We start from the raw sequence: 26,567 nt of genomic DNA, 5'->3' as shown, positions 1-26,567 counted from the left end.
CAGTCTTACGGACACACCGCCCATGTCAGCACACACATTTACGCCAATGACGTCTGAAGATTTCATTACGTTTTGGCCAACGTTTCAGTCCATTGTAGCGGCACAGGAAACCTACGCGATAGACCCTAACATCACGTATAACGATGCCTTTGCATTATGGTGCCAAACGCCGCTTCACAGCATCGCGGTTAAAGATGGGCAAGGCCAACTGCTGGGCGCTTACTATTTAAAAGCAAATGCCGCAGGCCCCGGCAACCATGTGTGTAACTGCGGTTACATGGTAACGCCTCAGGCGCGCGGCCAAGGCGTTGCCCGAGCCATGTGTGAGCACTCGCAAGCAGTGGCGATAGAGGCCGGCTTCCAAGCCATGCAGTTTAATGCGGTGGTGGCAAGCAATCAGGTGGCCGTCAAACTGTGGCAACGGTTAGGATTTCATATCGTGGGCACCGTACCCAACGCCTACCGCCATGCCACGCTAGGCTTGGTCGATACGCATGTGATGTATAAAACGCTGTCAGCCTCAGCTTGCGTTTAACTGCCTTCCACACCATTCAATGTGCGCGCTTGCACTGCCATAGACCCTCACTCATTCGTACTAATACCAAAACTACGATAGGGTAAAACACATATACCGACTACTTCTTTTAGTGCCCTATGCCCCTACACCTTTCAGGCCTACAGCGCCTCTCCTTGCGCACCCGCATCATTGCGCTGGTCACAACGCTGGTATTTACCATCACGATGCTGATTAGCTGGGTGGCTTCCCGTGAGGCGGCCACTCAGTTGGAAGCAAACATTGGCCAAACCAGCGCTAATACGGCTTATCACATGGTGGACAAGCTGAACCGCAGCATGGATGCGCGCATAAAAGAGATTAAGCTGTTGCTAGGCCTCAAGGATGCAGGGCAAGCAGCTGGTCAGCTCACGCGTGACCAGCTTGAGTACTTGCAGCGTCATTACGATGTGGTGTCGTGGCTGGGTATCACCGATACCCAAGGCAACGTGGTAACCGCCACTGACCGCATCTTAGAAGGTCAGTCCATTGCCCAGCGGCCCGTCTTTACCGAAGGGCGGCAGGCATTCTGGATTGGTGATGTACACAATGCCGTCTTACTCTCGCAACTACTGCCCAACCCCACTGGGGAGCCCATTCAGTTTGTCGATATCGCGGCCCCCCTTGAAGATGCCAGCGGCGCGTTCAGCGGCGTACTAGCCGTTCATTTAAGCTGGGAATGGGCGGCGCGCGTTAAAGACTCTATGTTCTCACCAGCGCTGAAAGAGCAGCAAACCGACCTGCTGTTACTTTCAGATAATGGCACCGTACTTTTAGGCCCACCTGATTTGCGCGGCCAAGCTTTACCGTTTACGCACGATACAGGCGATCCTGCAATGCCGCAGTGGTCCGTTGAAACATGGCCCGATGGGCAGCACTATGTGACGGGCATCGCGCATAGCCAAGGGTTTGGCGATTTCCCTGGACTTGGCTGGGTAGCGATTAGCAGGCAGCCAGTTGATACCGCCTTTGCGCCCGTAGCACGCCTTAACGAACTGATTTTAGGCACAGGACTACTCGTTGCCCTGCTCTTTTCCATTGCTGGCTGGGTACTGGCATCGCGCCTTATCGCACCATTAACTCGGCTTGCCCGTGCAGCCGACACTATCCAAACGGCACAAACGCATGGCGCCATTACCATCGAAACTGGCTCCCCCGAATTTGAACGCCTTTCCACGTCGATGCGCGATATGGTCGAGCGGCTATTAGACCAGCGTCAAACCATTAGCCGCTTGGAAGATTTAGCTAATACTGACCCGCTGACAGGCCTTCCTAACCGCTCTTTTCTTGATCAATATTTACACCACACCTTGGCAGAAATGGAGCGCCAGCATCTCAGCTTGGTAATCCTCATGTTTGACCTGGATGGTTTTAAGCGTATTAACGACTCGCTTGGACACCACGCGGGTGACCTGCTGCTCATTGAAGTCACCCAGCGCATGAAAGCGACGCTGCGCAGTGGCGATGTTGTGGCACGCTTGGGCGGCGACGAGTTTGTTATGCTCATCAAAAGCCCTAGCGAACACAGCGCCTCACTGGCCAACGAAATTAGTCAGCGCTTGCTTACGCAAATTGCTTTGCCGGTGAACCTTCCAGACGGGCAAACCGCGCAGGTCGGCTGCAGCTTGGGCGCCGCTATTTGGCCTCAGCATGGCCAGGCGATCAGCCAAGTGTTTCAACGGGCAGACGCCGCGCTCTATCAAGCCAAACACCAGGGGAAGCATCGCCTTGTTATTTACGAACAGCCTCACTGAAGCAACGCTGTAACGCCGCTTCGGCAGCCGCACTACCCATGTTGGTCAAATGAGCAATGTTCCGCTCAGGGATCTTTGCCGTATCGCCATAAAAAGCAATCGCTTTCTCAACGCTCGCTTCGCGCAACAAGTGCACCATCGCATAGGGCGAGCGGTTGGTATAATTTGACGCGTCCTCAGGGTTAGCGTCGGCAAAGCAGTAATCAGGATGGAACGTGGCTAGCTGGTAGATCCCCTCATAGCCCTGCTCTTCAAGCAGGCTTTCGGCCACTTCGACGTAATCCAAGTAGTGCTCAAAACTTTTAAACAGCGTAGGAAAGACCAGTAGCGTTGTTTCCGTATCAGGGTGTTCATTCAACCACTCAATCTCAGCCACCAGCTCTTCCAGCGCGACCTCCAGCTTTTTGGAGCGCACTACTTCCACACGAATACTGCCTCTGTCCAACTCGCGTTTGGCGAATGGGCAAATATCGTGCTCCACAATAAAGCTACTTACCCATGCCAATGTCTGTTCAATAATAGTGCTGTCTGTTGCTTGCATGACGACTCATACCTTCGGTACTGAATTAGGGGCAACATCTCTCTGAAAACGCGAGTTTACATGGCAACTGCTTACTTGGCGCTAGGCATGCTTCTGGTAGCGTGCCAAGGCGACCTCGTAAGACTTGTGAATATGGTCATCCATCAGCGCCCTAGCCGCCGTTGCATCACGCTGTAGTGCTAGCGCCACTAACTCATGGTGCTGCTCATCCAACTCTTGACGAATGGTCGGCATTTTTGGGCCTAGCCGACGATAGCGATCAAACTGGTCGTGCAGCTGTTCAATAAAACGTAGCAACCATACCGATCCGCAGGGTGCGACGAGAGTACGATGAAACTGAGTATGCAAGCGCTCCCACTCTTCGCCTTTATCCAGCGTAATATCTGCGCGTTTAAGCCGATGGGCGGCGGCTAATAACTCCGCTTCCCATTGGGCGTCCCCTTGGGCAATCGCACGCTCAAGCGCCATACCTTCAAGCTCGGTGCGCATTTGGGCAATATCGTCCAGCTCATCACGGGAGAGCTTGGGCACTTTAAAGCCGCGTTGATTCTCTTGCTCTAGCAAACCATACGCCGCCAGTTTGTTAAGCGCTTCACGCAGCGGGCTGAGCCCTACTTGGTACTCATCTTTTAGCGCATTTATGGCCAGCTTTTCCCCTGCTTTAAAGCGCCCCCTCACTAAATCTCTGCGTAATACATCGTAAATGGGGCTGGATGCCTTACCGGAAGAGAGCTGAATAGGATTGTTCATGCCGGAGTCCTTTTGCGTACCTTACGCCATGCATCGGTTAACGGAGATTCTTCACATAGGTGTTGACGCCTCTTGCAAGGCTCACCTATATTCTATTTTAGACAAAATAATCGATTTTTTAATTTATAAACGATAAACAGGCATTTCGATGATTTCTGACGCAGCGTTTTTTCTCACACAGCTTCCTCTACAGGCACCTGGAAAATGAAGCAAACCGCACTGTGGTGGGCTTTTTTCCGCGTCGGCATTTTTGGCTTCGGTGGCGGCCCGTCCATGATACCTCTGGTGCGTGCAGAAGTTGTAACACGCCATCAATGGCTCACCGATGAAGAGTTTGCCGATGTTTTAGCCATTGCGAACACCTTGCCGGGGCCTATTGCGACCAAGATGCCAGGCTACATTGGCTATCGCGTGGCAGGCGCCAGCGGCTGTGCCATTGCGGTACTCGCAACTATTTTCCCCATGATTGTAGCCATGATTGTGATGCTGGGCCTTTTTAGCCGCTACCGCGACGTAGGCTGGATACGGGGTATGGGGCAGGCCGTGATTCCTGTCGTCATGGTTATGATGGGACAACTGACCTGGGATTTTTTCGACAAATCCCAGGCAGCGCTTGGCTGGCTGGCAAGTGCTGTTATGGCAGTCGCTGCCGGTGCCATTATCTATTGGCTAGGCGTACACCCCGGCTGGGTGATTGGCGCCATTTTGCTAACAGCCCTGCTGCGGCCCACGCGTAAAAAACTGGCGGAGGGCTCAGCATGATCTATTGGGAGCTGTTCTTAGCTTTTTTTATTCCTAACATCATCGGCTATGGCGGCGGCCCGGCCATTATTCCGCTCATTGAAGCAGAGGTGGTAGGACGCTATGGCTGGATGACAGCACAAGGCTTTGCCGAAACGCTGGCGCTTGGCAACGCGCTTCCCAGCCCGATTGCCACCAAAATGGCGGGCTATATCGGTTATGAAGTAGCGGGCATCGGCGGTGCGTTGATTGCCGTTACTGCTACCGTCATCCCCTCGCTATTACTAATGCTAGGCGCACTTGGGCTACTTTATCGCCATCGTGAATCGCCCCGCGTTAAGCGAATGAGCCAGTGGGTACGACCCGTCATTGCCATGATGATGGCGTGGCTAACGCTCAATTTTTTGCTGGAAAGCGTTAGTTCCAGCGGCGTATTGCATACGCTCTTCATCGGCGTAGTCGCCGCCATTGCCTTGGTACGCTTCAAAACCCATCCCGCCTTTGTTGTTATCGGCGCATTGATTTATGGAGGGCTTTTTCTCGGTTGACCTGATGTGCACGAAAAACGATTCACTGCAGACAATAAGAACCCAATATGGAACCACGCGCTCACCCCACCGCTGCTTAACACAGCGGATCACCACACCAACTCAATCATAAAGGTGTATAAAATGACGCGTTCTAAACTTGCTCTAAGTACCACCCTCGCCGCCATTGGACTTACCTCCAGCCTGGCGCTCATTTCCACTGCCCACGCGGATTATCCTGAGCAGGATATTCGCTTAATCATCCCTTACGGCCCTGGTGGTGCCACGGATATTATCTTCCGGCTGGTATCACAGGAAGCCGAGCAGCACTTAGGTGCCTCGATTGTGCCGGTGAATATGGCCGGGGCAGGCGCGACATTGGGGTCACGCAACGTCAAGGACGCTACGCCCGATGGCTACACGCTGCTGGGTAGCCATGACACGATTGCGCTTTCAAAGCTCGCAGGCACCGTCGATTACTCCTACGACGCGTTTGAGCCTATCGCCCTACTCACACAAACCATCAATATCGCCACGACCTACGAAGGACACCCTGTAGAAAGTGCGGCGGATATTGCCGACTACGTGCGTGAAAACCCAGGCCAAGTGCGCTTTAGCATGATCCCAAGCTCAACCGACCACTTCTTCTGGGCGCAGTTTTTCCAGGAAGCCGGTATTGATATGGCAGATGTACGCCTAGTGGGCTACCCCGACACCGGCCAACAAGTCTCTGCGTTAATGGCCAAAGAAGTCGACTTCGCCATGTTTAACCTGCCTTCCGGCGGCGCTTTTTATGAAGATGGCACCTTTAAAGCCCTAGGCATCGCGCACCCTGAGCGCCTGGACAACATGCCCGATGTTGCCACCCTGCGAGAACAGGGCATTGAGATGGATCACTCCACCAGCCGTGGCATCTTTGCGCCCAAGGGCACTCCCCAAGAGGTATTGGACGCCGTCGCAGAGGCCTATGGCCAAGCGCTGGAAGATGAGCAAGTTCAAAGCCGAATCGAGAATGAGTTCGGCTCGGTTGTACGCTTCCTGGCGGGCGATGACTATCAAGCGTTCTTAGAGGAAAACGAAGCGGCGCTTTCGGCAGCTGCCGAAAACATCGAGTTTCAAAACTAAGCGTTTCGACGTCATTTCTCGCTCATGCTCCCAGGGCAACGCGCCTGGGAGCACCTGGAGGCTACGCTAATGCTAACGCTTACCAAAGACCGCGCGCTGGCGCTCGCGCTGCTTTTAATGGTGGCTGTCATGTGGGTGGAGTCGGGCTCCATCCGCCCACCAACAAGCTGGCAGCCTTACGGATCTGCCCTGTTCCCACGCATCTTGCTCGTCACGATAGGGCTTTTATCGCTCTTGATGCTGATCCGCTCCCTGTTCACCCGCGTCACTCCCGTGACGTCCTGGCGAACGGAGATCAGCGACTGGTTTACCCGGCGTAAAACCGTTGTAGCGCTATTTGTAATGTTTGGGCTTTATGCAGCGCTGCTGCCCTTACTGGGCTATATCGTGGCTACCATCGGTTTTTTAGTGGCCTCTTTTGCCTTGTTATTAGGCGTCGATACTAAGCGTAAATGGGCAATCAACCTGGGCATCAGCTGCACGTTTGTGCCGCTGGTATTTGTTATTTTCCGCTACGGCTTAAACGTCTGGCTGCCCTAATGCTGAGGAACGTCTAATGTCTAATTTCTTTCTTCAAGCACTCAGCGAGGTCGGCAGCCCCTCCGTCATGGGCTTGATCATACTCGGTGTGCTATTCGGTATTGTGGGGGGAAGTATTCCTGGCTTTACCGTGACCATGGCTATTTTAGTGGTCTTCCCGTTTACCTTTGCCATGGACCCGGTGAGCGGCGTTTCGCTCATGGTCGGCGTGTTTGTAGGCGGATACTCGGGCGGTATTGTGTCGGGTGTGATGCTGGGTATCCCCGGCACTCCCTCCTCGATCACCACTGTTTACGATGGCTACCCAATGGCGCAAAAGGGTGAACCCGGCCGAGCCTTAGGCATCGGTGTCATGTCCTCCTTTCTTGGCACCATTATCAGCGTGGCCGTGCTGGTCTTTTTTGGGCCGCTGATTGCCAGTTTCAGCATGAATTTCCGCCCCTGGGAAATTACCGCGCTGATCATCTTCGCGCTAACGCTAGTGGCCGGGCTATCCAACGGCGCGCTCCTCAAAGGCCTTTTAGCCGCTGCGCTAGGCCTATTGATTACCACCGTTGGCTATGACCGCAACAGCAATCTGCGCTTTGATTTTGATTTGCCCGCCCTCAGCTCAGGGTTTGAGATGCTGCCCGTGATGATTGGTGTCTTTGCATTCTCTCAACTGCTCGGCAATATCGAAAAAATGCGCGATGGCAACGACGGCGGCAAAGGCGTCGATACGAATGTGTCGATTCCTTACCGCCAGATCATGAAAGATATGGCGGGTCAAAAGCTCAACACCCTGCGTTCATCATTGATTGGCAGCCTGATCGGCGCACTACCGGGCACCGGCGGTACTGTCGCAAATTTTGTAAGCTACGACCAGGCGAAAAAGTTTTCGCGCCACCCTGAAACGTTTGGCACGGGCACCCCTAGTGGGATTGTGGCTTCCGAGGCATCGAATAGTGCAGTGGCGGGCGGTGCATTCGTACCGACCTTAGCACTGGGCATTCCGGGTGATCTGCCCATGGCCATCATGATGGGCGTGCTGATCCTCCACGGCATCACCCCAGGCCCGATGATGTTTGAACAAAACCCGGTGCTGGTGGGCGCGATCTACGCAAGTCTCTTAATCGGTGCAGTGGTCATGGTGCTGTGTAATCTGCTGCTGGTGCGCTGGTTCGCCAAAATCTCGTTAATCCCACAACAAATCCTAGTGCCGGTTGTGCTGATGCTCTGCGCCATTGGTGCCTATGCGCTCAATAACAACCTGTTCGATATCTGGGTGCTGTTTATTTTCGGGGTGATTGGCTACTTGCTTTGGAAAGCGGGTGTTCCTCTTACGCCGCTCATACTCGGCGTGGTGCTGGGCAACAATTTAGAACGGCAGCTTTTCCGCGCGCTAGAGCTCGACCCTAACTGGCTAACCTTCCTGACACGGCCACTCTCTGCACTGTTCTTAGTGTTGGCTGTTGCTTCGGTCGTTTTTTCGCTCTACCAAGACCGTAAGCTGAAACGTCTAAAACCTGCGACATCCCAATAGCGATGACTCATCGACGCAAAGGATCATAAACATGCACAACGACGCTCTCTATTACCCCAGCGCCTCCCGACGGATGGCCACCTTTGGCAAACGCGGTATGGTAGCCACTTCCCAACCGCTCGCCGCCCAGGTAGGTATCACTATTTTGCAGCAAGGCGGCAATGCCATTGATGCGGCGATTGCCACCGCCGCCGCGCTTACCGTGGTAGAGCCTACCTCAAACGGTATTGGCAGCGACGCCTTCGCGATTGTGTGGGTCGATGGAAAGCTACATGGCCTCAACGCCAGTGGCCCTGCTCCGCAGGCGGCCACCATTGAAGCTTTGAAAGCGCTTGGCCATGACGCTATGCCTAACCATGGCATGCTGCCGGTCACCGTGCCTGGCGCGCCTGCGGCCTGGGCAGCACTCTCTGAGCGCTTTGGTAAACTTCCCTTTGCGGATCTGCTAGCGCCTGCCATCGCGCTGGCAGAAGAAGGCTTTGCGGTGACGCCGGTGATCCACCAAATGTGGGAAGAGGCCTTCCATAACTACGCGACCTACCCCGACGCGGCCTTCCAACCCTGGTTCGATACCTTTGCCCCCAAAGGCCGGGCACCGCGCCCAGGCGAGTTATGGTCCGCCCCTGACCACGCGAAAAGCTTGGCCGCGATTGCCAACACAAACGCCGAGGCGTTTTATCGCGGTGAACTGGCTGAGGCAATCGATGCGTTCTCCCGCGAACATGGTGGCTTAATTCGTAAAGAGGATTTGGCCGCTTACCAGCCCGAGTGGGTCGACCCAATTAACGTGCGCTATCAAGGCCATGATATTTGGGAAATTCCACCGAACGGCAGCGGTATGATCGTGCTGCAGGCACTCGGCATGCTGGAACGGTTAGACCCGTGCCCAGGCGATACGGTTGAAACCCTGCACCGCCGGATTGAAGCCACTAAACTTGCCTATATGGATGGCTTTAAACACATCACCGAACGCAGCGCGATGGCTCCCACCACCGAGCAAATGCTGGATGATGCCTACCTGAAGGCTCGCGCGGCGCTGATCGGCGATCAGGCCGTTGACCCGGCACATGGCAACCCGTTGCAAGGCGGCACCGTCTACCTAGCCACTGCCGACGACGAAGGCAATATGGTGTCGTTTATCCAAAGTAACTTTAAAGGCTTTGGTTCCGGTATGGTCATCCCTGGCACCGGGATTAGCCTGCAAAACCGAGGTTGGTCATTCTCGCTAGATCCTGAGCACACGAATGCCCTGGCTCCCGGCAAGCGCACCTACCACACCATCATTCCAGGCTTTATCACCAAAGATGATCAAGCCGTGGGGCCGTTTGGCGTCATGGGCGGCTATATGCAGCCTCAGGGCCAAGTGCAGGTGGTCACTGCGATGATTGAGGATCAGCTCAATCCACAGGCGGCACTGGATATGCCGCGCTGGAAATGGACGACCGGCAAAACCGTTGAGGTTGAAGCCGACTTCCCCAATCACTTAGCGCTTGCGCTGGCCCGCCGTGGCCACGACATCGTGAAGGTCGCCGACTCGATCAGCTTTGGCCGTGGGCAGGTCATTCTGCGCGACCCCGACACCGGCGTACTGCAAGGCGGCACCGAGCCGCGCACCGACGGGGCTGTACTCCCCCTATAACGTTGCCGTATTAGGCCAGTCTACCTTCTATCTCACGAAGGCAGACTGGCTATCAACGACAAAGCCACGCATCATAGCTGCCTATTTTTCTATGTTGCTGCTCAATGACACCACCGCCCTCTTACACGCCAGCTCTCTCTCCCTTTAGCGGTTTTTTTAGCGTATTTCGCTACAGCCGCCGCGCGCTTGCACTGGTGTGGGAAACCTCCCGCTGGATGATGCTGGGATTAGCCCTATGCACCCTGGTAGCCGGTGTGCTGCCTGCCGTTGCTGCCTGGGTTGGCCAGTTAATTGTTGATGGCGTAGTAGGCGCCATGGAAAGCTATCAGGCGCAAAGCTCACCCAATCTCTGGGAAACGCTCACCCCCGTATTAGGTTTAGTGGCTCTTGAAGGGCTGATTATTGCGCTAATAGCGCTGGCTCAGCGGGGTCTATCGGCTCAGCAGTCGTTGTTGCGAGCACTGCTAGGCCAGAAAGTGAACGTCATGATTTTAGAAAAAGCGGGCACGTTATCGCTCAGCCAGTTTGAGGATTCAGAGCTTTACGACAAGCTGACTCGGGCACGGCGAGAAGCCTCCACACGCCCGCTTGCTTTAGTCAACAAAACCTTTGGGCTTCTACAGAACGCTATTTCGCTGGCAAGCTTTGGTTTTTTGCTGGTGCAGTTTTCTCCCTGGGCACTGCTTATTTTAGTGATTGGCGCACTGCCGGTATTTCTCTCAGAAGCAAAGTTTTCCGGTGATGCCTTTCGACTGTTTCGCTGGCGTTCGCCGCAAACGCGGATGCAGATGTATTTAGAAACGGTGCTTGCCCGCGAAGACAGCATTAAAGAGGTCAAACTGTTCGGCCTAGAGGGACTGTTTCTTCAGCGCTATCGGGATATTTTTAGTACGCTCTTTGCCGAAGATCGCCGCCTAACCCTGCGCCGCGAAAGCTGGGGATTTATTCTTGGGCTGCTTGGCACGTTAACGTTCTACGCCGCTTACGGCTGGGTGGTGGTTGAAACGATTGCAGGGGCACTGACCCTTGGGCAAATGACCATGTATTTAATGGTTTTCAAGCAAGGCCAAGGCGCGCTATCGGCCAGCCTAACGGCCATTAGCGGCATGTATGAAGATAATCTCTACCTATCGAACCTCTATGAATACCTTGAGCAGCCCACGGAAGCGGAAGAAGGCTACGTCACCAAGGGCACAGCGCCGGGCGATGGGCTGCGCTTTGAACACGTCAGTTTTGCCTACCCGGGCGGCAGCGAAGTGTTGCACGATATTTCGCTGCATTTAGCCCCCGGCAACAGTATTGCGCTCGTTGGGGAAAACGGCTCGGGTAAAACCACGCTGATTAAGCTGTTAACGCGGCTTTACCACCCGACTAAAGGGCGCATTTTATTAGATGGTAGTGACCTTAAAACATGGGATACCCAGGCATTAAGAGAGCGTGTGGGCGTTATCTTCCAGGATTTTGTCCGTTATCAGCTTTCGGTGGGTGAAAACTTAGGCGTCGGCGATACGCAGGCGTTTGGCGACGAGCAGCGCTGGCAGCAGGCGGCTCACGACGGCATGGCAGATGGCTTTATCGACCGCATGCCGCAGGGTTACCAAACCCAGCTGGGGCGCTGGTTTAAAAACGGTCAGGAGCTCTCCGGCGGCCAGTGGCAGAAAGTCGCGCTTTCGCGTGCTTATATGCGGAAAAATGCCGATATTTTAGTGTTAGATGAGCCGACCGCCGCCATGGACGCCGCCGCTGAAGCCGAGGTGTTTGCCCGTTTCCGCGAGCACAGCCGCGATAAAATGACGATCTTAATCTCCCACCGTTTTTCGACGGTGCGCAGCGCCGATCAAATTATGGTCATCGACCAAGGGCATATCATCGAGCGCGGCACCCACGACACGCTGCTAGAAGAGAACGGGCGCTATGCGTCGCTGTTTCACTTACAAGCGGAAGGATATAGATAAAAAGTGATGGCCATATAAAAGCATCTAGCTTGCAATAAGAAAAAGCATAATGGTTATGCTTTTTCTTTTCCTTTCGCTACTAAAGTATACAGCGCTATATTCAGTATAAAAAATCTGCTTAAAATATTACCTACCTTTTATTAACTCCCATAGCGATAAAGCCGCCGACTTTTATACCTCAACACTCCCTAAAATTAATCATTCCATTTTTATATAGCTTAAAAGGTCAGCTTAAATTGCATAACGCAATAAAATTGCATCTTGCAATTCAAAACTTGCAAAATGCAAAAGCAAACCAGGCATTTAACAGCTCAAAACCGTATTAATTTCCACAATAATCTGACAAGCCACTGATAGATTTAAAGAAATATAAATATGGCACCCCTCCTGCTATTAACTCTACAACAACAGGAGGAACCAGCCATGAAGTTTCCATCTCCCCACAAGATAACCGCCGCCATCGCGTTAAGTGCCTCTATTAGCGGCTGTGCTTCTATCGGGACTGATCCTATCGCACCACGCGAAGGCTCCCCTGTAATGACTAATCACACACCTTATAGCCGCTGTCTCAGCGCGCTCAGCCAACAGCCAGGCACTAACCTCCCTATTGTCAGCGTCGGGCAAATTCTCGATCAAACAGGTCAAGTCAGCTACTCAACGATCACTGATAGCCGCACGTTAACGCAAGGCGTGTCAGAAATGCTGATTAGCGCACTATATAAAACGCGCAAAGTGAGACTAGCGGAACGCCTAGATATTCGTATTCCTCTGGCTGAGCGTCAGTTGCAAGATGCCGGGGCAATGCAAATACCTGCGGCGCCGCTGAATGTACAGCCCGTTAATTTTGTCATTCTGGGCGCGCTCACAGAGCTTAACTACAACATTCTCACACAAGGTGCCCGCCTTTATGTCGGTTTAGTTGGCGCCGGCACGCGAGAAGCGGTGATTAATGTGGGATTAGATCTTCGAGTCATAGACACCAATACATTCCAAACCGTCTATGTCACTAGTTTACAAAAGCAGATTGTGGGTAACCAAGTAGAAGCCGGCATTTACCGCTTCTTTGACAATCAGCTTGTTGAATTCGATGCCGGGTCGGTGAGGAATGAGCCTCTTCAACTTGGTGTTCGATCCGTCGTGGAAATGGCTGCTTACCAGATCCTGACGGAAGGTCTCGGCCTGCCCATTGCTGACACTGAAGAGTGTCAAGTGGCAGACGGGCATTATCCAGCGGCTTACTAAAAGGATGCCGTCATGAAAACTCTAAACAAAACTGCACTGTCCGTAGCTATCGCCTTTGCTGGCATCACTGCGGTATCAAGCGTCCAAGCCTTTGACTCCGTCACTTGGGTGTGGGACGCCACTGTGAACAGCACGGTAGACACATCAGCGTTATCTGATGTCAACGTCACACCTGCTGGCTTAACACAAACCGAAAACGATCAGACCGCTTTTGGCGCCATGACAGCCACCAGCTTGGTCACCGTTGTGGACAACCTGATTATCCCGGTGCTCAGTGGTAACTCCATTGATGACCTTGCATCGGTAGAAAGTGCCGCAACAGCGGTCGGTAATAATGGATCTATTACCTCGGATGTATCCATGCAGACGGATAATAGCCAGCTCTATGCAGGAGTAGGACTGAGCGTTGACCCATTAATTACCACAGCACTCGTACCAGGGGCCATCCTTGCATCGTCGTCAGTGCTGGGTGTCACCAATGCCACCGTGGATAGTTCCGCTACTGGTGTAGGTAACAACTTGAGCCTAGATCTCACCACGATCTCTGATCAGGATGCCTTCGCCATCGCCAACAATGAGCAGCTAGCCGTTGCCCTAGTGACCAGCACCTCTACGGTTGACGCAGTGTTGTTCGATGGTATCAGTGGCATGGCCAACAACACTAACCCCGCCGTGTCGTCAACTGCTACCTCTGTCGGCAACAACCTGTCTGTCAACGTGGATGGCAACTTCTGAATTTAAACACTATAAAAGGCGCCCATGCAGCGCATGGGCGCCAGGGAGGATTACGATGAACGCCTTCTCACTCTCCGCTCGACAGCTATTAAGTGCTGGCTTGTTATTATTCATAGCGCTACCCCATTCTTTAGAAGCGAGAGACCGTGACCCGCTCATAGGGCCATATCCTTACGATTTTCCAGAGCGTGCTAATACGCAAAGTTCGCTGCTGTTACAGGAAGCCCGCTGGAGACAAGCGCGCGAGCGCAACAATGCCATGCCTGCCGCTAACCGAGAGAATACGGCTGCAGGTGGCTTTAACCCATTGGCCAATGGGTCTACAGATGGCATCGTGATCGTGAACTCATCCACCTCTATTGCCGTGGGTAACTGGCAGCAAATTGAAATGACGCTGGGCGATGGCGCTGAAGGATTAATCATGACCGAAAATCACCAAACCAATCAAGCTGAAGCCCACTCTTCATCTAAAATAAGGAACATACTCAACATGCAGGAAGATAGTAGTGACTTAATACTTTTAGATGAGAACATCGCAGAATAAATGATTAATAAATAAACATTTATTGCTCGGCAAAATGTCAAAAAATGTCACGCCCATATCTACATAAAAATATAGGGGTATGCTTAGCCTAAGGCTTTTATTTAACCTGGCGGCAACCTATAAGGGCACTATTATTATGGGCACTACAACTACAATTGCAGCAACAGCTAAAAAGCACCAACCGTTTCCTGAAAGTGCGAATAGCGCTATCACTAAAGAAGAAAGCACCGGCACTCAACAGCAGTATCTTGTTTTAGTAGTTGAAGACGATGACGATACCGCTTCGCTCTACCACGCCATATTAACGCTGCACTACCGCAACGTTAAAGTGGCAAGAAGCGGCTGTGAAGCGGTGACTGCGTTGATAGCTCACCAGGGGCCAGCAGCCGTGATCTTAGATTACCAATTGCCCGATATGACCGGCATTGATGTCATGACCGCCTGCCGAGATCTTGAACAGCCTACCGCCTGCATGATTATTTCTGCCAATGATCTCTCTGCAGAAAATGCATCCTGTGGCGAAGTTGTTCGTCTTGTAAAACCGCTAGGGTGTAAAGCACTGCTGGATTGGACGGAAAGGCTGATTGAAAAACTTCAGCAGCAGCCAGCGCAATCTGGCGTCAACGATGCATCACCCGAAAACTTATTGCTGGGTGAAAGTAAAATAATGCACTCTTTGCGCCAGCAGATTCCGTTATTGGCGCTTTCTAACGCACCGCTTTGGCTACACGGAGAAAGCGGTACCGGTAAAGAGCTGGTGGCGCGCAGTATCCACTACTGCAGCTCTCGCTCCAATGGACCATTCATTGCCGTTAACTGCGCCGCTTTTCCTGAATCACTTATTGAGTCCATGCTATTTGGACATATCAAAGGCGCGTTTAGCGGCGCTACACGCGATCAGAAAGGCTTTTTTGAAGCGGCCGATGGTGGAACGCTTTTCCTAGACGAAATAGGCGATATGCCGCTGGCGTTTCAGGCAAAACTGCTACGAACCTTGCAAACTGGCACCATCTTACCCGTCGGAAGCACCAAGCCGGTGACCGTTGATTGTCGTATTGTCAGCGCCTGTCACCGAGACCTCTCAGCGGCTGTACAGCAGGGAGAGTTTAGAGAAGACCTTTATTACCGGCTTAATGTACTCAGCATTGAGCTTCCTCCATTAAGGGATCGGGGTAACGATGTCGTCCTAATCGCCAACCGCCTACTCTCAACCATTACCAGTGAAGAGCACACGCTGCCCTGTAGGCTTACACATAGCGCGATCAGTTTCTTAACGGAACACCCTTGGCCGGGCAATGTAAGAGAATTGGAAAATACGCTCAGGCGAGCCGCCATTCTTCACCAAGGAGTCGAGCTACATAAACACCACTTCACCGCCACTACCTCTCTGCATAGCTTGAACAACACGTCATCAAGACCCGATATCATGTCCTTTGGTACTATCAGCACCTCCGGGAAAACGCTGAAAGAAATTGAAGAAAGTATTATAGAAAACACCATTTCTGAACATCATGGCTGCATTGAATCGGCTGCTAAATCGTTGGGCGTTGCTCCATCAACGCTTTATAGAAGGCGTAAAAAGACCATTTAAAAAACCATCTAAAAGAACCATCTAGCCCGCTATCAACGTGACTCATCTTAGCCCACTATCAACCAACGCATCGATAGTTTTCAGTTTAATGTTATTCAGGTCATTAATTAAGGAAAGCAAGTAACGATCATTATCGCTAGAAGGCTTTTCCAACTTTTCAGCACAGGCCGCAATGGACGCGCACCCTAAAGACGCCGCAGCCCCTTTAAGCGAGTGAGCCTCTTTACGTAGCAACTCATGATCTTTCGTTATGCATGCATCGCTCAGCTTGGTAATTCGCGCATCTAAACGACTGATAAAATTATCAATTAACATACGAAGAGCGGCAGTATCGAACATTTCCTTTAACTCATCACACACTTTTTCATCTAATAAGCCACTCTTATGAGATACATAAAGGTCAGCGTCTAGTGTCTCGCCACATCCAGACTGAAGCGCTTCTTCCATACGGGAATATGGCTCATTGGCAATATACTGATTGATTAAACTCTGCAGCTCTACTCGTGTAAAAGGCTTATGAATCATACCGTCCATACCGCTTTCATAACAGCGTTCACGGTGCTCGGGCATGACATTGGCGGTCATCGCTACGATAGGCAATCTAGCCAGCTTGTTCTCGGCTTCAAAGGCACGCCACCGCAGGGTCGTTTCAGGACCATCTAAAATTGGCATTTGCATATCCATTAACACAAGATCAATGGTCGAAGACGCTTCTTGAAGATGCTCCAACGCTAATTGGCCGTTGTCAGCAATAGTGACGCGCTGACCCAGCTGCTCTAACATCACTTTAGCGACGGTCTGGTTAATTGGGTTATCTTCCACAATTAATATGTGGCGATTATCCGCGAACAGCTTGTGCTGTTCGCGATGTAAATATCCATCAACACACTCGGCTTCGGCTAACGGTACCGAGAACCAAAAGCAGCTACCTAGTCCCACTTGACTGGTCACGCCAATCTCTCCACCCATGGCGTGAACAAGCCGCTTGCAGATGGCAAGCCCCAAGCCGGTTCCCTCGTGGCGACGCGCAATAGATGTATCTACTTGTGAAAAGGCCAAAAAAAGACGCGCCTTATCCGCTTCGGCAATACCACACCCCGTATCGTGTATCTCAAAGAGTAGCCGGCCGTGCCCATCTAAAGATGCGCGAAACTTAACAAAACCCTCTTCCGTAAATTTTAGCGCGTTATTAATTAGGTTCATCATGACTTGACGCAGACGTGCTACATCCCCCACTACATAGTGGGGCAACGATGTATCAATAGCGTAGCTAAATATAACAGGCTTGATATTTTCCTGAAGCACATACCCGGTACACAGCGCTTCGATACACTCTTTTAAGTCAAAGGGCTTTGAGTCTAAATCAAGTCGACCACTCTCAATTTTGGTGTAATCCAAAATATCGTTGATCACAGCGCGCAAACTATCGGCACTGCGCTTGAGAGCTGATAGGTAAGCTTGGCCCTTCGCCGTATGCACTTCCTCACTCAACAAGTCGGCCATGCCTACTACACCATTAAGCGGCGTACGAATTTCGTGACTCATTACCGCCATAAACTCCGACTTAGCTTGGCTGGCAGCTTCTGCACGCTTAGCGGTCTCTCTTAGCTCGACACTCTTTTCTTCCAGCGCTTGAGCCTTCTGAAGATTACTCCTGCCTTCGCGAATTAGCGCTCTTACTAACAGGCCTCCTGAGAGCGTCAATAAGAGCAAGATCATCAATGCCACTGCATACAGCTGTGTCATTGTCTGGCGCTCGGCTGCCCTTAGTGCAGCAACACTGGCATTTGTATCGATCAAAATAGTTCCCGTATACCGCTGTAGTTCAACTACTTTTCTCAGAAACTCGTCAATCATAGCCCCGTTAATGCTATTTGGGCGCTCCCATAGGGGTTCAATAGCAATGTCTATTTCTTCAATTAATCTGCTCGATTGCTCCACTAACTCATTAATGCCTTTAATCTTGGAGACAGCCAAATAAATATCTCCGCGCTGAAAGAGCGCTTTCCTACTGTATAAAATCTCAAACCGAAGCAGCAGATCATCAACAGAAGCGTTATCTATTTTCATATCCACTAGCGTAATATGTAGCTCCCTAACCTCTCTATCAAACTGATAGCCTGTCCATACCAGGTTTTCTAACAGCCTGTTTTCAATTGCATGTTGGCGCTGAAAAATGACGCCACCAATAATGATGGCGGAAAGAAAAAAGAGGATTGCTGAGAAAGTAGCAACCCTTACGCGACGCGAAAAGTAATGCTTCAAAATGGGCAACATGGCGTCTACCTAGTGGTACTACCCGCGCTATTTGACCTCTATCCGTTTTACTTGCCATACGGAACGCGTGAGGATCTCTTCATTCAAAAGCGAAGGATTTTCATCGAAGGGATAAATAATAAACAGCGGCCCGTGATCTCGAATTCTGAGTGGCTGACCATTCGCACGCATGGCTAAAATGACCTCGTGGTCGTAAAAATCACTGACAGGCACCATCGAAGAGTAGTCATTGAGCGCTACGACGTTCATCTGATCCCCTTCAGCGCCAACGGCTTCTAATAACGCCCTTCCTAGCGGGCCTGAAAAGTTGACGACACCATCATGCCAAGGCGTGTTGGTCTGCGTGCTCCGCTGCGTTAGCGCCTCTAGCATGGCTTTATCGAAGTGTGCTTCATCACCCACGTTGGTGTGAGTAATGTTGCCCGTCACTTCGAGAATAACATGGCCTGTTGGCGTTTCCAGTGCCAGTGCGCTGTGGGCAATTAGCGCACTGGCAATAAAAAGAACTGCATTATTAATCAAATACTTAATCATGGCTTGGTCTCCACATTGGTTAACGCAGTATAGCGCCATGATCTCAGCGTTAACTGTGAACCTTTGTGTCGCTTACTTTACTTCAACTAGAATCAAAATATGCGTTTCCCGGCAGTAGTGTGGAGTTGATCACACGATAAAAATAGGCAGCTCACTATGCATATTGGCGTGCTTGAAGATGATCTCGACCAACAAGCGTTTATTGAACAGTGCCTGCTGTCTGCGGGGCATCAGATCTCGCTCTTTGGCAGAGCCAGTGAGCTGAGACGCGCGACGCAAGAGCAGCGCTTTGATTTTCTCATTATTGACTGGCGATTACCGGATGGCTGTGGAATGGATGTCGTCGCCCATCTGCGACAAAACGATGGCTGGCGCGGCCCTATCCTCTTCATCACTGCAAGCCAAAATGAAGATGACGTTGTAACAGCGCTGGAACAAGGCGCCGACGACTTTTTAGCCAAGCCATTACGCCCAAGAGAATTAATTGCCCGGGTTAGCGCACTGGGCCGTCGCGTAGGCTACGAGACATCAGGTCACGCCATCGCTTGTCCAGATATATTTTCTATTAATCAGGAAGAGCACAGCATCAGCATTGCGGGAAACTATGTGGCGCTGACCGAACGGGAATATAGATTAGCCATCCTGTTTTTTTCTAAAGTGGGTGAGCTACTAACACGCGCCTACCTTCTGGAGCTAGTGTGGGGAATCAAAGGCAGTGTTTCTACTCGTACGGTGGATACCCACGTCAGTCGGCTGCGCCGTAAGCTGGAGCTGGATGGACGTCATGGCCTACGCCTACGCAGCGTCTATCAATCGGGCTATCGCATGGAAGTGTGTAGCATCGCCTCCGTGGAGCAAGCAGCCAATCAATAAAAAAGCCGACCCACTCGGTCGGCTAAGCTGATGGGAGCTACTCGCTCAAAAGATCGAGTAACAAGATGCCAGGGGAAGGCATCGCCAAATCGCCTGGTTAAGCGGCTTGGCGATGCCCTCGCTCAGCAGATTTACCTTTACGGGAGTAGCTGCCTTTGCCTTTTTTGGGAGTTTGCTGCTGCATTTTGAACATGGGCGTTCGCAGCTTTGCTTTTAACGCATTGTCGCGAATATTACGTTGTTTCATCTCTTTCTCCTGGTATGCATAAGCACTTGCCTGAGTGGGCGCTCACTATGACAACTTCTCGCTTTTAGCGTTCATCTCCTAGCGCAATGGGGGTTTCCAAAAATTAGTGAGCAAATGCAAGCATAAGTGACTGACAAAGCCGCTGGCGATATTGCTATGCTTGCCGCCTGTTGGTGATACAAGCATGGGAGATAGCACGTTCGTGAAGACAGAATCCAGTACCCTGGCCTTTTCCGCTTTTATGGCACTTTTCATTGGCTGTGCGGGCATCGTTGCTACACTTGCCTCCAACTCTCAAGCCATCCTACTAGATGGGCTTTTCAACCTGATCTACTTCAGCGTAGCGCTGGTCACCATCAAGGTAAGCAAACTGGCCAGCCGACCAGATAGTGACGCTTACCCCTTTGGTTACAGCTACTTTGAGTCGCTGGTCAACCTGTGTAAAGGGCTGCTGATTTTAGGCGTATCCATTTTTGCTTTGGTAGATGCAGTGGCCGCACTACTGACTGGCGGGCGGGTAATTTCAGCAGGGATTGCCGTTGTTTACGCACTGTTTGCCACTGCCGCCTGCTCGCTCACTGCGTGGGTCATGCAGCGCAGCCAACGCCATGTGCATAGCCCCCTCGTGGCGGCTGATAAGCTCAACTGGGTGGTGAATAGCATCATTTCTGCCGCCGTGCTTGCAGCATTCTGTTTGGTGATGCTGTTTGAGCGCATAGGCTGGCAAGCTATTCTGCCCTACGTAGACTCAGTGCTTGTCATTGCAGTGGTCATTCTCTGCCTGGGCGTTCCGGTTCGCATGGCCTCTCAAGCGCTACGGGAACTGCTCAACAAAACCCCAGAAGAGTCCCTTGCAGAGCCTGTACGCCAAGCCGTCGCGCGTGCGCTGGCCAACGTTGATACCCACGAAGTGCGGGTGCGCATGGTACGCCCTGGTCGCTTACTGTATGTAATGGTGCACGTGGTCTTACCCAGCGCTTCATCAGAAGCGTCACTAACTCAACAAGACCGGCTGCGCCAGCGCATTGATGAAGAAGTACGCCGCGAATATTCGCCGGTCGTATGTGATGTGGTGTTTACTGCAGATACCCGCTGGGCAGCACCCTCCTGTGGTTTGCTGGTTAAAAGGCGCCCGACGATGGCTTACGCTTCAACCTCTAGGTCGATCACTAAATCATCCTGAAATAGCGGCGGGCTGAATTCATAAGGGTAACCACCGGGATTAGCGACGATACGGGTGCCGTTATGCAGCAGATCGACCGGCTCATGGACATGCCCATGCACCCAAAGATCCATTTGGCCCATCAACTGCGACAGATGCGATGCAAAGGCGGGAGAAAGCGCATCGCCGAGATATTGCTCAGGAATGCAGCGATGCAGCGGTGCGTGATGGCTAATCACTACTTTAGGGCCATCAAAGGGTTCAGCGAGTTCGCGGCTTAGCCAACTAAGCGCTGCGGCATGCAGCTCCCGGCTGGCTTGGGGCGTAAAAGGCTCCCCAGGTGCCGTTGTGACGATACGAAAATCAGGCATGTAGCGCAGTGCTTTTGCTTGGGTATCTTGCGGGTTGCGCGTTGGGTCATCTGCATAGAGCGCAAAATCGGTCCATAGCGTCGTCCCATAAAAGCGCACCCCGTCTAGCGTAACGGCTCGGTTGTCCAGTAACTCGATAGTATGACGCTCGGCTTCAAGAGCTAGCTCTTCACGCAGCAGCGGCATACAGGTGCCGTAAAACTCATGGTTACCCGGCACATATAAAATAGGGTGCATCGGAAACTGCTGCCTTGCCCAGGCCAGCCCTTCTACTTTGCGGTGAATATCACCCGCCAGCACGATAATGTCTGCCGCAACGTCAGGCAGTTCACGATGGCCGTCAAAAAATTCTAAATGGAGATCAGACAAAATTCGTAAGCGCATCGTTATCCTCGCGTTTGTTTATGAACGCACACGGCTATTGACATCCTCCAACCACTAAATCAGAGATGGTAGTGGCGGATTCCCAGGTTGTTACCTTCCTGGTTCCTGCTTCGATGTTCGTTGCCTTCAATGCCTTGGCATTGCCGGTCTTACACAAACTCCACAGGCGTCAATTCCCGAGTGCCCCTCGGTAGTTACTTCAACGCTCGGCACCGGCTAATAGCGCGGTGCCTGCTTGTAGGATGTTGCGGGCGGCGTTGAGATCACGGTCAATGCCTTCGGTGCCACAGCCTGGGCAATCCCAGGTGCGAATATTTAGTGGCAGGGATGCCATCACAAAGCCGCAGCCATAGCAGCGTTTGCTGCTGGGGTAAAAACGGTCGATCTGGACGAACTGGCGCTCTGCCCACGCCGCTTTGTAGTCAAGCTGGCGCACCAGCTCCCCCCAGCCAACATCGCTGATGGCTTTAGAGAGATGGCGATTTTTAACCATGTTCTTCACCTGCAAACTCTCCGCTGCGATCACTTGGTTCTCGTTAACGATCTGGCGAGTGAGTTTATGCAGGTGGTCACGTCGCGTGTCAGCGATCTTGGCGTGACAGCGAGCGACCTTTAACCGTGCCTTAGCACGGTTGTTGGAGCCTTTTTGCTTACGACTTAGCTGCCGTTGCGCCCGCGCTAACTTGCGCGCATAGCGCGCCGTATGGCGCGGGTTATTAACCCGTTGACCATCGCTGGTCACGAATAGGTCTTTTAATCCAAGATCAATCCCTACCATCTTCGGCGTGATCGGCAGCGCCTCAGTGTCTACCTTGCACAGACAGCTAATGAAGTAGCGGCCTGCTGCGTCCTTTGACACGGTGACGGTGCTAGGCGCTGACGGTAGCTCGCGGCTCCAGCGAATGTTCAGCGGCTCGCGGCACTTGGCGAGCGTGATCTGACCATCACGGTACGAAAATGCCGAACTGGCAAAGGTGGCTGACTGCCGGTGCTTCTTGGATTTAAAGTTGGGATACCGCGCCCGCTTAGCAAAGAAATGCTTGAAAGCGGTTTGTTGGTGGCGCAGACATTGTTGCAACGGCACCGAACTGACCTCAGCTAAAAAGACCGTATCCGGCTGCTTTTTCAACTGGGTGAGAAACGAGCTGGCGTCGGTGTAACCGATCTTTTCCTGGCGCTGATAGAACGCATCGGTGCGATAGCGCAGCACGGCATTCCACACAAACCGCACGCACCCAAACGTCCGCGCCAGCAAGGTTGCCTGCTCGGGCGTGGGATAGAAGCGGTATTGGTAGGCACGTTCGGTTTTCATGATCTACAGATTAGGTAGATTTATGTAAGGCTGCAAGATATAGGGCGCCCTAGCGGACGCCGCGCTATTCATCTCCACCCAATGCGGTCGCTTGGATGGAGTATTCCGCGCTTTTCGATAAACTGACTTACCAGCTGAACAACAAGCGCCTCTGCTTCGCGATGCGGCACGTGATGGATACCGGGCAACATCTCACAGTGGGCTGGGCCGTTTATATAGCGCGCTATTTGCTCAGGTTGGCGGTGGGAGCCGTACTCATCGTTTTCACCGTGAAGCACCAGCGTGGGGCACGTGACCCGCTCTAATGCTGGCCTAAGTGACCAATCCTCAAACGCGGGATGTAACCACGTATCCGTCCAGGCAGTTAGCACCCAGCGCGCTTTCTCGCCATGGTATTTTGCTAACTTGGCAAACTGTTCTGGGGCTTCAAATACAGCCTGAGCGTCCTGTATTCCCTGACGAGTGCGGTGTTCGTTAACAGACTGAGCCGCAATGGTAATCAGCCCAATGCACTGCTCAGCGTAGTGCCCGGCACAGTGCACCGCCATACAGCCGCCAACGCTGTGGCCCAGGGCAATGAACTTCTCAAACGGCAACGCGGCGTGAAGTGCGGCAAAACTTGTCGTCGGCTCATCATCAATAAAACTGTGAAGCGGGGCTGCTGTGCATTGCTCTGAGCGTCCATAGCCTAGCCGATCATAGGCAATGACTCGCCGCTGAGTGGCGGTGCAAAGCGCTGCAGGAAAGCTGCGCCAAAGCTCAACACATCCCAGAGAGTCATGGAAAAGGACAATCGGGATATCGCAGCAGGCGGTTTGTGGCTCCCAGGTGCGGGTAAATAAGCGTCCGCCGGGGGCGTTTATCCAGCGGTCATGGGGAGTGGTCGTCATGGCGTAGCCCTTAAACGAGTTAGTTGTTATGCGTCATTACGGTCAACATACCATGCTAAATACGGCTCGGAGCCTCTAAAATTTGAGGAAATGACTCTATTTACGCTCATTAACGACGCTGAGTCGTCTCGGGCCTTTTTAGTCGCGATGTCAAAAACCGTATCAATAACAGCACTAAAGCCTGGCGGTTGATCAATTTCTGTGCTGACTTGCGGTGGCTGTGGAGAAATCACATGCTGCAGTGCAACAAAAAGGCGCTATACTGCAGGTGTGTCCCTACAGGAGGACCACCCATGATGTTGACACTAGCAACCTATCCGCAAGACGATGAAGTGCTCTTTTTTTGGGGTTTACAAGCCCAATGGCAACAAGCCGCTAACGAAGCATTAGCCGCCTATTACGGCTAAGCTTGGTCGTATACACCGCTTTTACACCCCTTTAGACGAAAAGATAACTCTCCAAGCCGACGTGTTTTGTCGGCTTCTTTGTGTTATGAAAATCTTTTCCATTCAATAACGTATGAGATTTTTACCCTGATTTGTAAGCCAAAGCTTACGCTTAATAGCAAATCACTTACGTCCTTTGGACTACCCATAGGGCTGAAAAACGCCTAATATCTGATGTTAGAGCTAACTTGCTGCATCGCACAATGTAAGCCGTGTATAACTAAAAATCCCCTTAACCTCCCACTAGGAGTGCTCGCCATGCAACACTCAGTTACCCAAGGTCAGGCGATGGAAGTCGATGTTATGGAAGTTTGGGCGAAAAGCGCACAAGAGCAACGCGCCGCCTTTGATGCGGTTGCCGCATATATGCGCAACCAATAAGCACGCATAAACGTTAGTGCCCCCACTGCATCGGCTACCCCGGCCGGTGCAGTTTTCTTCTCCTCAAAAGGGCTACTCTTTCTTTGCGGCTACTCGCACTTACTCGTCGGCGTTTAGCTCAGCCAAGTAAGTATCTTGCAAGATATACATTCGCTTTACATCACGGTACTTGCCGTTGATGAAAAACTCCTTAACTAAATGCCCTTCTTCGATAAACCCACTCGCTTCGTAAAGATGAATGGCTTTGATGTTATCCACCGCCACAATCAGGTACACCTTGTGCAGATTTAAGATGGTAAATGAGTAGTGCAACGCTTGGCGGATAAGCGAGCGGGCAAACCCTTTACCTTGATGGTCGGGCGTAATAATGATCTGAAACTCAGCGCTACGATGGATATAGTCGATTTCAATTAGCTCTACCAAGCCAATGGCATGACCCCTGCTGTCTTCAGCAACAAAGCGTCGCTCTGCATTGTCATGAATATGCTTATTGTAAAGCTCTTCCAGCTCGTCAAAGGATTCGTAAGGCTCTTCAAACCAGTACGACATAATGCTTTGGTTATTATTTAGCTCATGAACAAAGCGTAAGTCGTTACGCTCCAGGGCACGTAAATAAAGTTGATGGCTCATTGCTAATGACTCTTGGTAACGGCGCTAAAACTGGTAATTGAGTGCTCAACGGTGCAATAGGTTCACTATTGACGCGTTAATCGTTGAAAAGAATACAGTTCTGCGAGTGGATGGTCGTTGCCTTCAATGAGTGCGCGCAACAGTTCAGCCCCTACAACGCTGTAGGTGATACCATTGCCACCATACGCTAACGCAAAATGTACTCTTGGCCCAAGCGATGCATGGGGGCCAAAATAGGGTAAACCGTCGCTCGTTTCTGCAAATGTGCCTGCCCAGCTAAACGTCGGGTTGATCTCCAGCGAGGGCCATAGCGTCTCAATTTTAGCCGCTAGCCCTTGGGCTTTTTTAATGACACTGGCATCACGGCGCTCGGGAAGGTCCTCATCGTCATCATCGCCCCCTACCAATAAGCGTCCATCCTGAGTAGCGCGCATGTATAAATAGGGGCGTGCCGACTCCCATACTAGCGTATGGCGAAGGCGCCCAAGCGCTTCATCAGCGAGTGGGTCAGTCACAAACGCATAGCTACTTCGGTTAACTGCTACGGATTCAGGTAGCCAGTTTTGCGATTCGTAGCCTGCAGCGATAATGACCTGCTGGCAGCGTAGCGAGGCGCCGTTCGTAAGGGTTATCTCAACCCCTTGCTCACTGGGGGCAATGTGCTCGACTTGGGTTCGGTCATACACCTCGCCACCCCGTCCCACGACCTTATCAAACAGCTGATAGGCCATCTGATAAGGGTCTATGCTGGCAGCAAGCCCGGATAAAATGGCGCCGGGGGCTTCAAAGCCGTAGGTCGACAACACATCCTCACGTTCAAGCCACGTAACATCGAACCCATGCTGTTGGCGTAACGCCAGCTCCGATTTTAAAGCCGCCACATCCTCCTCGCTGCTCGCGTAATAGAGGCTTTGGTGGCGCTCAAAGGCAACATTGCCCAACTCAGCGGCCAGGCTTTCTAGCGTCAAAATTGCATCGGCGCAGGCCTGATACGCCATGACGGCACTCGCCTCTCCGTACTGCTCGGCCAGATCCACCATATGGGTGTCGATTTCGTACTGCAGCAACGCGGTGCTGGCTGCAGAACTGCCCCACCCCACGTCACGGCGCTCTATCACCACAACGTGATGGCCATGGCGACTTAGCGTGTCCGCGATTAACGCCCCGGTTATTCCACCGCCTATGATGACCACTTCGCCTTCATGATTGCGGGTTAATTGCGGAAACGCCGTCAATAGCCCATTTTTTACCGCCCAAAACGGGTAGCCACTTTTAAGATCCATCTCATCACCTATGCGGAG

General features: G+C 52.1%; 26 protein-coding genes. 16 read left to right on the top strand and 10 right to left on the bottom strand.

Annotated features, from left to right (window positions below; genetic code table 11):
- The first annotated feature begins 22 nt into the window (after window positions 1-22).
- A complete protein-coding gene (locus LG301_RS03330; protein WP_404473421.1) occupies window positions 23-535 on the top strand; it encodes a GNAT family N-acetyltransferase in 513 nt (170 codons plus the stop codon).
- A gap of 119 nt (window positions 536-654) precedes the next feature.
- Complete coding sequence (locus LG301_RS03325; protein ID WP_404473419.1) at window positions 655-2,307, top strand: diguanylate cyclase domain-containing protein; 1,653 nt, start codon at window positions 655-657, stop codon at window positions 2,305-2,307.
- Here the strand turns inward: LG301_RS03325 and LG301_RS03320 are convergent.
- On the bottom strand, window positions 2,285-2,848 hold the full coding sequence (locus LG301_RS03320) for a DUF1415 domain-containing protein (protein ID WP_404473417.1): 564 nt from the start codon (window positions 2,846-2,848) through the stop codon (window positions 2,285-2,287). The two genes, LG301_RS03325 and LG301_RS03320, sit on opposite strands and share 23 nt — an antisense overlap.
- 81 nt (window positions 2,849-2,929) lie before the next feature.
- Complete coding sequence (locus LG301_RS03315) at window positions 2,930-3,598, bottom strand: GntR family transcriptional regulator (protein WP_404473415.1); 669 nt, start codon at window positions 3,596-3,598, stop codon at window positions 2,930-2,932.
- A gap of 204 nt (window positions 3,599-3,802) precedes the next feature.
- Here LG301_RS03315 and LG301_RS03310 point away from each other — a divergent pair, with 204 nt between their 5' ends.
- From LG301_RS03310 to LG301_RS03260, 11 genes are all read left to right on the top strand, one after another.
- On the top strand, window positions 3,803-4,360 hold the full coding sequence (locus tag LG301_RS03310) for a chromate transporter (RefSeq protein ID WP_404473413.1): 558 nt from the start codon (window positions 3,803-3,805) through the stop codon (window positions 4,358-4,360).
- On the top strand, window positions 4,357-4,887 hold the full coding sequence (locus LG301_RS03305) for a chromate transporter (RefSeq protein ID WP_404473411.1): 531 nt from the start codon (window positions 4,357-4,359) through the stop codon (window positions 4,885-4,887). Before LG301_RS03310 ends, LG301_RS03305 begins: the two co-directional genes overlap by 4 nt.
- Window positions 4,888-5,010: 123 nt before the next feature.
- On the top strand, window positions 5,011-5,991 hold the full coding sequence (locus tag LG301_RS03300; RefSeq protein WP_404473409.1) for a Bug family tripartite tricarboxylate transporter substrate binding protein: 981 nt from the start codon (window positions 5,011-5,013) through the stop codon (window positions 5,989-5,991).
- A gap of 69 nt (window positions 5,992-6,060) precedes the next feature.
- Window positions 6,061-6,531 carry a tripartite tricarboxylate transporter TctB family protein gene (locus LG301_RS03295; RefSeq protein ID WP_404473407.1) on the top strand — a complete coding sequence of 157 codons (471 nt, stop codon included), beginning with the start codon at window positions 6,061-6,063 and terminating at the stop codon, window positions 6,529-6,531.
- 16 nt (window positions 6,532-6,547) lie between these two features.
- Window positions 6,548-8,053: a tripartite tricarboxylate transporter permease gene (locus LG301_RS03290; protein ID WP_404473405.1), complete on the top strand. Its 1,506-nt coding sequence runs from the start codon at window positions 6,548-6,550 to the stop codon at window positions 8,051-8,053.
- A gap of 31 nt (window positions 8,054-8,084) precedes the next feature.
- Complete coding sequence (locus tag LG301_RS03285; RefSeq protein WP_404473403.1) at window positions 8,085-9,692, top strand: gamma-glutamyltransferase family protein; 1,608 nt, start codon at window positions 8,085-8,087, stop codon at window positions 9,690-9,692.
- 104 nt (window positions 9,693-9,796) lie between these two features.
- Entirely contained in the window at window positions 9,797-11,647 is a 1,851-nt protein-coding gene (locus tag LG301_RS03280) for an ABC transporter ATP-binding protein (protein ID WP_404473401.1), read from the top strand.
- Between the two features lie 423 nt (window positions 11,648-12,070).
- Window positions 12,071-12,889 (top strand): CsgG/HfaB family protein, encoded by an 819-nt coding sequence (locus tag LG301_RS03275; protein ID WP_404473399.1) that lies wholly within the window; start codon window positions 12,071-12,073, stop codon window positions 12,887-12,889.
- 12 nt (window positions 12,890-12,901) lie between these two features.
- Window positions 12,902-13,624, top strand: coding sequence for a hypothetical protein (locus LG301_RS03270; protein WP_404473397.1), 723 nt, complete (start codon window positions 12,902-12,904; stop codon window positions 13,622-13,624).
- Between the two features lie 55 nt (window positions 13,625-13,679).
- Window positions 13,680-14,168 carry a hypothetical protein gene (locus tag LG301_RS03265; RefSeq protein ID WP_404473395.1) on the top strand — a complete coding sequence of 163 codons (489 nt, stop codon included), beginning with the start codon at window positions 13,680-13,682 and terminating at the stop codon, window positions 14,166-14,168.
- A 136-nt stretch (window positions 14,169-14,304) separates the two neighbouring features.
- Window positions 14,305-15,759, top strand: coding sequence for a sigma-54-dependent transcriptional regulator (locus tag LG301_RS03260; protein ID WP_404473393.1), 1,455 nt, complete (start codon window positions 14,305-14,307; stop codon window positions 15,757-15,759).
- Window positions 15,760-15,801: 42 nt separating this feature from the next.
- Here LG301_RS03260 and LG301_RS03255 read toward each other — a convergent pair whose 3' ends face one another.
- Both LG301_RS03255 and LG301_RS03250 read right to left on the bottom strand, forming a co-directional pair.
- The gene (locus LG301_RS03255; RefSeq protein ID WP_404473391.1) at window positions 15,802-18,036 is read right to left on the bottom strand and encodes an ATP-binding protein; all 2,235 of its coding nucleotides are present in this window, start codon (window positions 18,034-18,036) and stop codon (window positions 15,802-15,804) included.
- 27 nt (window positions 18,037-18,063) lie between these two features.
- Window positions 18,064-18,570, bottom strand: coding sequence for a molybdopterin-dependent oxidoreductase (locus tag LG301_RS03250; RefSeq protein WP_404473389.1), 507 nt, complete (start codon window positions 18,568-18,570; stop codon window positions 18,064-18,066).
- Window positions 18,571-18,726: 156 nt separating this feature from the next.
- Here LG301_RS03250 and LG301_RS03245 point away from each other — a divergent pair, with 156 nt between their 5' ends.
- A complete protein-coding gene (locus tag LG301_RS03245) occupies window positions 18,727-19,443 on the top strand; it encodes a response regulator transcription factor (RefSeq protein WP_404473387.1) in 717 nt (238 codons plus the stop codon).
- Window positions 19,444-19,540: 97 nt separating this feature from the next.
- On the opposite strand, the gene arfA is transcribed toward LG301_RS03245, so the two are convergent.
- Window positions 19,541-19,690 carry an alternative ribosome rescue factor ArfA gene (arfA, locus tag LG301_RS03240; RefSeq protein ID WP_404473385.1) on the bottom strand — a complete coding sequence of 50 codons (150 nt, stop codon included), beginning with the start codon at window positions 19,688-19,690 and terminating at the stop codon, window positions 19,541-19,543.
- Between the two features lie 202 nt (window positions 19,691-19,892).
- Here arfA and LG301_RS03235 point away from each other — a divergent pair, with 202 nt between their 5' ends.
- Entirely contained in the window at window positions 19,893-20,873 is a 981-nt protein-coding gene (locus LG301_RS03235) for a cation diffusion facilitator family transporter (protein ID WP_404473384.1), read from the top strand.
- Here LG301_RS03235 and LG301_RS03230 read toward each other — a convergent pair.
- The 3 genes from LG301_RS03230 to LG301_RS03220 form a co-directional block, all read right to left on the bottom strand.
- The gene (locus LG301_RS03230; protein ID WP_404473382.1) at window positions 20,834-21,607 is read right to left on the bottom strand and encodes a metallophosphoesterase; all 774 of its coding nucleotides are present in this window, start codon (window positions 21,605-21,607) and stop codon (window positions 20,834-20,836) included. The two genes, LG301_RS03235 and LG301_RS03230, sit on opposite strands and share 40 nt — an antisense overlap.
- A 199-nt stretch (window positions 21,608-21,806) precedes the next feature.
- Complete coding sequence (locus LG301_RS03225) at window positions 21,807-22,919, bottom strand: RNA-guided endonuclease InsQ/TnpB family protein (RefSeq protein WP_404473380.1); 1,113 nt, start codon at window positions 22,917-22,919, stop codon at window positions 21,807-21,809.
- Between the two features lie 68 nt (window positions 22,920-22,987).
- Window positions 22,988-23,809: an alpha/beta fold hydrolase gene (locus LG301_RS03220; RefSeq protein WP_404473378.1), complete on the bottom strand. Its 822-nt coding sequence runs from the start codon at window positions 23,807-23,809 to the stop codon at window positions 22,988-22,990.
- A 704-nt stretch (window positions 23,810-24,513) separates the two neighbouring features.
- Here LG301_RS03220 and LG301_RS03215 point away from each other — a divergent pair.
- Window positions 24,514-24,636 (top strand): hypothetical protein, encoded by a 123-nt coding sequence (locus LG301_RS03215; RefSeq protein WP_263065945.1) that lies wholly within the window; start codon window positions 24,514-24,516, stop codon window positions 24,634-24,636.
- Window positions 24,637-24,735: 99 nt separating this feature from the next.
- Here LG301_RS03215 and speG read toward each other — a convergent pair whose 3' ends face one another.
- Window positions 24,736-25,266 (bottom strand): spermidine N1-acetyltransferase, encoded by a 531-nt coding sequence (gene speG / locus LG301_RS03210; protein ID WP_404473376.1) that lies wholly within the window; start codon window positions 25,264-25,266, stop codon window positions 24,736-24,738.
- A gap of 65 nt (window positions 25,267-25,331) precedes the next feature.
- Window positions 25,332-26,549 carry an NAD(P)/FAD-dependent oxidoreductase gene (locus LG301_RS03205; RefSeq protein ID WP_404473374.1) on the bottom strand — a complete coding sequence of 406 codons (1,218 nt, stop codon included), beginning with the start codon at window positions 26,547-26,549 and terminating at the stop codon, window positions 25,332-25,334.
- Window positions 26,550-26,567 lie beyond the last annotated feature (18 nt).

Source organism: Vreelandella venusta, assembly GCF_044809155.1.
Taxonomy (GTDB): domain Bacteria; phylum Pseudomonadota; class Gammaproteobacteria; order Pseudomonadales; family Halomonadaceae; genus Vreelandella; species Vreelandella venusta_B.
This window is presented reverse-complemented; position numbering and strand designations above follow the sequence as displayed.